This is a genomic window from Chitinophagaceae bacterium (genome assembly GCA_030053935.1).
Lineage (GTDB): Bacteria > Bacteroidota > Bacteroidia > Cytophagales > JASGCU01 > JASGCU01.
Genome location: JASGCU010000022.1, coordinates 1 through 7167 on the forward strand (window position 1 = coordinate 1; position 7167 = coordinate 7167).

The following is a 7167-nucleotide window of genomic DNA, read 5'->3' on the forward strand; positions in this document are numbered from 1 at the left end:
ATTTTTATCATTTTGGATTATGTGTTTATTTTGATTGTTTGAGAGCGGTATATTCATCTTTTAACTCATTAGTAGGGATCTATTCGGTAGTAATAGTTATTTTTTTTTTTGTGCTGATGCGAGTATTGGGAGTAAGGGATTGCATTATTATTCTTTTTCCCAATGAACCTTGTATGGATACCTCTAATTTTTGATTTTCTAATAGAAAGAGAGCATCTTTGATTGTCATTCCAATAACATTTGGGATAAGATTATGCGTGATGGGAATTGCTTTCCAACCTATTATATTGTTGTTAATGTGAGCGTGTATCCATTCTGTATTGTCTTCTGATATTGGTTTGTATGGGATGGGGAATGCTTTTAGGATAGTTTCAATATCCTTTTTATTTCCTGCTTTGATAAGAGGAAAGGTGTTATGAGTGGTATTTGTATTGAGAATGTATGGTTTATGAATGTTTATATCCATACTGTATATATTGTCTGCAATTTCTTTAAAGACGGGTGCGGCAACGTCACTTCCGTAGATTGCAAAGTTTTTTGGGTTATCTATCACCACTATACAGCTGTATTTAGGCATATCTGCGGGAAAATATCCCACAAAGGAGGTATAATATTTATTGGTATATTTTCCTTTTTCTATTTTTTTTGCTGTTCCTGTTTTTCCTGCTATTTTATAATCTGTTCCTCGTATATTTTGGGCAGTTCCTCTTTCCACTACTCCTTCTAATAATGTTTTGAGGATGGAGAGGGTTCTTTGGCTACATATTTGTTTCTGTAGAACTTGAGATGTATATTGTTCCAAGTAAGTATATCCGTTTTTTATGCCAGTAACAATAAGAGGAGATATCATTTTTCCATCATTTGCGATAGCATTATAAAGAGTAAGGGTTTGGAGAGGATTTATTTTTAGTTCATATCCTTGTGCCATCCAAGCAAGAGAAAGCCCACTCCAGTTCTTATCCGAAGGTTTTTTGATATAAGGGAAGCTTTCTCCATCTAATTGGACATGCACTCTTTTATCTATTCCAATATCTGTGATAAAATCAATAAATTCTGTAGGATTATTTCCAAAATGTTGGATGACCAATTTTGCCATAGCAATGTTAGAGGACTTTTCAAATGCTTCTTGTATAGTAATCCTTCCGAAGCCTCCTTTTTTAGAATCTCTCAAAATGTTTTGATATATTTTATATTCTCCATTTCCCGTTTCTATGCTGTCATGCATATGTATATCCGTAAGTTCTAATAATGCCATCATCGTCAGTACCTTAAAAGTAGATCCGGGTTCTGTATTTCCTTGGTCTCCTATGGAGTAATTATAATTTTCTTTATAAACTCCGGATTTCATTTTACCGATATTACATATCGCTTTTATATGCCCTGTTTTTACTTCCATCAGAATCACCAATCCGTAGTCGGCATCGTGTTCTTTTATTGCTTTTATGAGAGAAGATTCCACAATATCTTGAAAATGAGTATTGAGGGTGGTTTGAATATCTTTTCCATCTTCGCTTGGGGTTTCTGTTCCATCAAACACGGGGCGAAAATTATTTTTAAATGTCTTTAAATGCTTTGCATACCCAGGTTTTCCCGCAAGAACATAATCAAAACTATATTCTAAGCCCACTTTTCCATGGTTTGGGTTCGTTTCTCTATCAATTCTCCCAATAGTTCTATTACCATAAGGGGAGAATGGATATTTTCTATCCTCTATTTTATAAAAAATAATAGAGCGCTTGAGACGTGCTAAAGAGGGTTCTCTTTCCATTCTTTCTTTTTTAAAAAGAGGCCATGCTTCTATTTGTTTTTTTTGTTGAAATTCTAATCTCCCATCAATCAATTTGAAGTAACGCTTCTGTTCTCTTTTTGCTCTCAATATACCTATTTTATAATCTTTCGCACTTTTGTAGTTCTTATCTGTGCTTTCCAATATGCCCGATAAAAGTATACAGAGAGTATCCAATTTTGTCTTAAATGCCACATCTACCCCATCTAATAAAGGGTCTATTGCTAATTCATAACTCGGGACGGAGGTTGCTAATATATTTCCATCGTCGGAATAAATATTTCCGCGCGTTGCTCCCAGAGTCAGATATCTCACATTATTGAATTCTCCTTTCTTTCTGTATAACTCTCCTTTTGTTGTTTGAATATAAAAAATTTTCCAAATCACCAGCATAGCAAACATAAATATCAATATCATCACTAATCTTACCCTCCGCAAAATCTTTTTTTTGATAATATGAATATCCATATTTTTTTATTTAAATAAGTGTAAAATTCCTCTTTGTACCTCTCATATATTCCTTGTATTCTCCCTAGCAATGGTTATATAAACCAATAAATCAATAAATATATCACAAAATACATCAGAAAAAAGATAAAAGGCAAACCCTTCATTCCCAAAAGCATTTTTTGAAAGAAAAACAAACCTTTTTTATGCTTATTGTATTTCAGAATAGTAGTATTTTGAGAATATCAATATATTACTGTTTGATAAAAAAAAATATTTCATTTATCTCTTAATAGCATTATGGTAATTCTCTTTTCTATAATTTTAGTTGTCTTAAGTTTTTTGGGTATGGAGTTTGTGGCTTGGTTTACTCACAAGTATATAATGCATGGTTTTTTATGGAGTTGGCATCATTCTCATCATAAAGTGCATACACATACATTGGAAAGAAACGATTTATTTGCCATTGTTTTTAGCATACCATCCATTACTTGTATTTATATAGGTGTGTATTATGCAGAGCTGTATTGGGTTCTTGCTATAGGAATAGGTATTTTTTTATATGGAGTATTTTATTTGATATTTCACGATATCATAGTTCATAGGCGAATACCTATCCGTTTCAAAACACAGAATAAATATATGAAACGCATCATGAACGCACATTACACCCATCATAAAACGCATACCAAAGAAGGAGCAGAAGCATTCGGTTTTTTATACGCTCCCAAAAAATACAATAATCAATCTCTCTCTTCATTATGATCCCCAAAAAAACGAACATAGTAATAATGGCAGGCGGTGTTGGCTCTCGGCTTTGGCCCAATAGTAGCGCAGATAAACCAAAGCAGTTTTTAGATCTTTTAGAAACAGGGAAAACACTCATCAGGGAAACAGTGGACAGGTTCAAAAATACCTTTCCCATAGAAAATATATATATATTCACGAACGAAACATACAGAACTCACACACAAGAAGCCATTCCCGAATTACATCCCCAACAGATAATCTGTGAGCCACATAGAAATAATACTGCTCCTTGTATTGCTTATGCTACCTTCAAATTTTTCTTCCAAGACCCCCAATCATCTATTGCTATCTTTCCCGCCGACCATTTTATAGCTGATACAAATGCATTTCTCAAAGCAGTAGAAAATGCTCTCTCTTTTTCTCAAAATAACAATGCTATAACCACCATAGGAATAGCTCCCACAAGAGCAGATACAGGGTATGGATATATAAAATTTCAAGCCCATACAAATACTATCTATAAAGTAGAAAAATTTGTAGAAAAACCATCTCTTGAAATCGCTCAAAAATATATAGAAAGCAATGAGTATCTTTGGAATGCAGGAATTTTTATTGCTTCTGCTCAAACGCTCGTGGAAGCTTACCAACAACTATGCCCTGATATATATGCTCTTTTTTATCAAGGAAAAGAGTCCTATAACACAGAAAAAGAGAGAGAGTTTATTCAAAAAAACTACTCAAAAGCACCCAATGTATCTTTTGACTACGCCATAGCAGAAAAATCAAATCACTTTTTTACTATTCCCTGTAATTGTGGGTGGAGTGATTTAGGAACGTGGAACTCTCTCTACGAAGTATCCCCAAAACAAGAACAACAAAACGTCCACAATGCTCTCAAGTATTTCATAACTGACTCCAAAAGAAATATAATCCGTATAAATCCCCATAAAAAATTAGTTCTCAAAGGGCTGAATGACTATATTATTGTAGATACAGACGATGCCCTGCTCATATATCCTAAAAATGAAGAGCAGGAGATAAAAAATGTATCTCAAAAGATTTGATAATAAAAAAAATAATTCACTTAGTAGAAACAAGCATGAAACATACAATAGCACTATTGTTTTTGCTCTCACTCTGTTTTATCAGAAAATCGATAGCCCAACAAACTTTTTATTCCTTAGATACTACTACATCTTATACTGTTCGTGTTGTAAGTGGAAATAGTTTTACAGGAAAAGTTATAAAAGAATACAACGATAGTATACAAATGAAAAATGATGATTTTAATAATATTGTTATTCAAAAAAAATACATCATTTCCATTAAAAGCAAACCCAGAATTTTTCCATTCCCAAATCCCAATCCCCATCAATACTTTTTACTTCCGAGTGCCGTACCTCTTAAAAAAGGAAGCTTAAGTTATAGAAATTACTATATCATAGGACATTATATAAACTATGGAATAACAAACAATATATCTGTGGGCATAGGTGGATTTGTATTACCAGGAATAAATCATCCCATCACTTATCTTTTTACTATAAGTCCAAAAATAGAATTTCCTGTATCCAAAAGATGGTATGTAGGAGGGGGAATAGTATATTTCACTCATAATGTTTCGCAACAAATATCAGGTGATGTAGGGTCTCTCGGAAATAATTATATTCACGATGGTGGAGCATATATTAACGTTACCTACGGAACCCCAAATAATAATATCTCCCTTATTTATAGTTACTCTACTCTGAATCAATATACACTTTTGAATATTGGTAATGAATTAGAAGAAAATTTTAATAAAACCATTAAAATAGGTGGAATGGTTCGTGTTCATAAAAACATATCTCTCATATCAGAGAGTTGGTTGTTTTTTAATTACCATAATTCTAACATTATAATTCCTATCCCTGCTTTTGGAGCAAGATTTTTTGGAAAAAAATTATCTTTTGATGCGGGATTTATAGTGTTTATACCATATTTTGCATTGCAATATAAGTTTTTATAATGTGGTAAAAAATCTTTCAAAAAAAATGAAAAGAGGGTTATGTTGATGGAAGGATTCTTGGTGGATATTTTTCTGCGAGGGTAGCAATGGAATGAATATGCTCATGGGTAGTACCACAACATCCACCGATGATATTGATGAGATTTTCTTTCATAAATGTTTCTACTAATGCGGCTGTTTGTTTTGGTGTTTCTTCATATTCTCCAAATTCATTGGGTAGCCCTGCATTAGGGTAAGCGGAAACATAAAAAGGGGATTTTTCGGCAAGTATTTGTAAATATGGACGGAGCTGAGCCGCTCCCAAAGCACAATTTAACCCTATACTTAAAGGATTACTATGTGCTAGGGAGATTAAAAATGCTTCTGTTGTTTGCCCGGAGAGAGTTCTGCCGCTGGCATCGGTAATAGTTCCTGATATCATCACGGGGATTCGTATCCCTGCTTCTTCAAAAAACTCTTCAATTCCAAAGAGTGCAGCTTTAGCATTCAGAGTATCAAAAATGGTCTCTATTAAGAGCATATCTACTTCTCCATCTATCAGTCCTTTCACTTGTTCTTTGTAGATATTTTTCAAGGTTTGGAATGTCACCGCTCTATATGCAGGGTTATTTACATCAGGGGATAGAGATGCTGTTTTATTGGTAGGTCCTATTGCCCCTGCCACGAATCTGGGTTTAGATGGATTTTGTTTGCTGTATTTTACTGCTACTTGTTTGGCTATTTTTGCTGCCTCATAGTTGAGTTCATACACGCATTCTTCTAATCCATAGTCGCTTTGTGATATTCTGTTAGCATTAAACGTGTTTGTTTCAATAATATCTGCTCCGGCTTGGCAGTATAGCTCGTGTATTTCTGTAATTATATCAGGTCGGGTGATGGATAATAGTTCATTATTTCCTTTGAGAAAGCTTGGATGTTGTTCCCATTTTGCACCTCTAAAATCTTCTTCTTTGAGAGGATGTTTTTGTATAAGCGTTCCCATTGCGCCGTCTAATATCATGATTCTTTGCTTCAAAATATTTTTAATATCCATAGTAATTTTTTATTGATGTATGAGTTATAAGGTATGAGTGTATTCTTTATGAAACTTTGTGGTATATGATTTTTTATTTTTAAAGTTTCACAAAAGAAACAAAATATAAGAATTATATTGTAATGATGGATTTTGAAAGCATATTTGTTCTTATTTATGAAAAAAAAATAAAAAAATAGTAATATACGTAAAATTATATTTACATATACTCTCATTATGGAATTTAAAAATTCTTTAAGACATTAAAAAACATTGGATGGTAATGAAGAAATTGGGTTTTATAGTTCTTTTTGTACATATTTTTATTTGTGCATCTTCTAGTAATACTTTTTTGGGAAAATATAAAATCAAAAAAATAGTAATAGATGCAGGACATGGAGGAATAGATCATGGAACTTCGGGAAAGATATCAAAAGAAAAAAACATCACCCTTAAAATAGCAAAAGAATTAGGAAGAATTATAAAAATAAAGTTTCCGGATATACAGGTTTTGTATACGAGAACCGATGATTCTTTTCCTACTCTTTATGATAGAGCGGATAAAGCAAATAAAAATAATGTGGATGTATTTATATCTATCCATTGTAATTGGGCACCTAATCCGAATGTGTATGGAGGAGAGATTTATGTTATTGGCTTGGATAAATTAGAGACCAATTTTGAAGTAGCAAAGCGAGAAAACTCGGTGATATTGTTAGAAAATAACAAAGATATATATCAGGGTTTTGATCCGGGGTCAGCAGAATCGTATATGCTTTTCAACCTCAGTCAAAATACATCTATGCAGAATAGTATTTTGTTCGCTCAAAAGATAGAAAAGTATATGAAAGCAGAAGCAGAAGTGAGAAGTCGAGGAATACGTCATGCGGCATTTTGGGTTCTTTATCAAATGGTTATGCCAAGTGTGTTAATAGAGGTAGGTTTTTTGAGTAACCCCAAAGAAGAAAAAGAACTGAATAATCCTCTCAAACAATATAGGATAGCAAAGTCCATTGCCACAGCTTTTGAGGAATATAAAAAAATAGTAGAGAAAGATTGATAAAAAAGAGAACAATCTATTAAGCAAACTCCTTTTATTGCATTTTTTACGCTATTGTGAAGTATCATTGAATATTTTGTTAATAAAATATATATTAAAACATT

The 7167-nt window shown here is 32.8% G+C and carries 6 protein-coding genes; 4 read left to right on the top strand and 2 right to left on the bottom strand.

All coding sequences use genetic code 11. The features are described 5' to 3' along the window. Window positions 1-79 precede the first annotated feature (79 nt). Window positions 80-2101 (bottom strand): penicillin-binding protein, encoded by a 2022-nt coding sequence (locus QM536_03885; GenBank protein MDI9356152.1) that lies wholly within the window; start codon window positions 2099-2101, stop codon window positions 80-82. 432 nt (window positions 2102-2533) lie between these two features. Here QM536_03885 and QM536_03890 point away from each other — a divergent pair, with 432 nt between their 5' ends. Genes QM536_03890 through QM536_03900 form a run of 3 tightly spaced genes read left to right on the top strand, consistent with a single transcriptional unit; the run spans window position 2534 to window position 4991 of the window. Next, window positions 2534-2998 (top strand): sterol desaturase family protein, encoded by a 465-nt coding sequence (locus QM536_03890; GenBank protein MDI9356153.1) that lies wholly within the window; start codon window positions 2534-2536, stop codon window positions 2996-2998. Then, window positions 2995-4047: a mannose-1-phosphate guanylyltransferase gene (locus QM536_03895; protein MDI9356154.1), complete on the top strand. Its 1053-nt coding sequence runs from the start codon at window positions 2995-2997 to the stop codon at window positions 4045-4047. Before QM536_03890 ends, QM536_03895 begins: the two co-directional genes overlap by 4 nt. A 35-nt stretch (window positions 4048-4082) precedes the next feature. Next, entirely contained in the window at window positions 4083-4991 is a 909-nt protein-coding gene (locus tag QM536_03900; protein MDI9356155.1) for a hypothetical protein, read from the top strand. Window positions 4992-5028: 37 nt separating this feature from the next. Here the strand turns inward: QM536_03900 and QM536_03905 are convergent, their stop codons facing one another. Then, on the bottom strand, window positions 5029-6024 hold the full coding sequence (locus QM536_03905) for a homocysteine S-methyltransferase family protein (GenBank protein ID MDI9356156.1): 996 nt from the start codon (window positions 6022-6024) through the stop codon (window positions 5029-5031). 262 nt (window positions 6025-6286) lie between these two features. Here QM536_03905 and QM536_03910 point away from each other — a divergent pair, with 262 nt between their 5' ends. Next, a complete protein-coding gene (locus QM536_03910; GenBank protein ID MDI9356157.1) occupies window positions 6287-7063 on the top strand; it encodes an N-acetylmuramoyl-L-alanine amidase in 777 nt (258 codons plus the stop codon). Window positions 7064-7167 lie beyond the last annotated feature (104 nt).

What these genes read in the sequence shown, in the direction of transcription:
- QM536_03890 (MDI9356153.1), top strand. Translation starts at nt 2,534, where the DNA reads ATGGTAATTCTCTTTTCTATAATTTTAGTTGTCTTAAGTTTTTTGGGT.
- QM536_03895 (MDI9356154.1), top strand. Translation starts at nt 2,995, where the DNA reads ATGATCCCCAAAAAAACGAACATAGTAATAATGGCAGGCGGTGTTGGC.
- QM536_03900 (MDI9356155.1), top strand. Translation starts at nt 4,083, where the DNA reads ATGAAACATACAATAGCACTATTGTTTTTGCTCTCACTCTGTTTTATC.
- QM536_03905 (MDI9356156.1), bottom strand. Translation starts at nt 6,024, where the DNA reads ATGGATATTAAAAATATTTTGAAGCAAAGAATCATGATATTAGACGGC.
- QM536_03910 (MDI9356157.1), top strand. Translation starts at nt 6,287, where the DNA reads ATGAAGAAATTGGGTTTTATAGTTCTTTTTGTACATATTTTTATTTGT.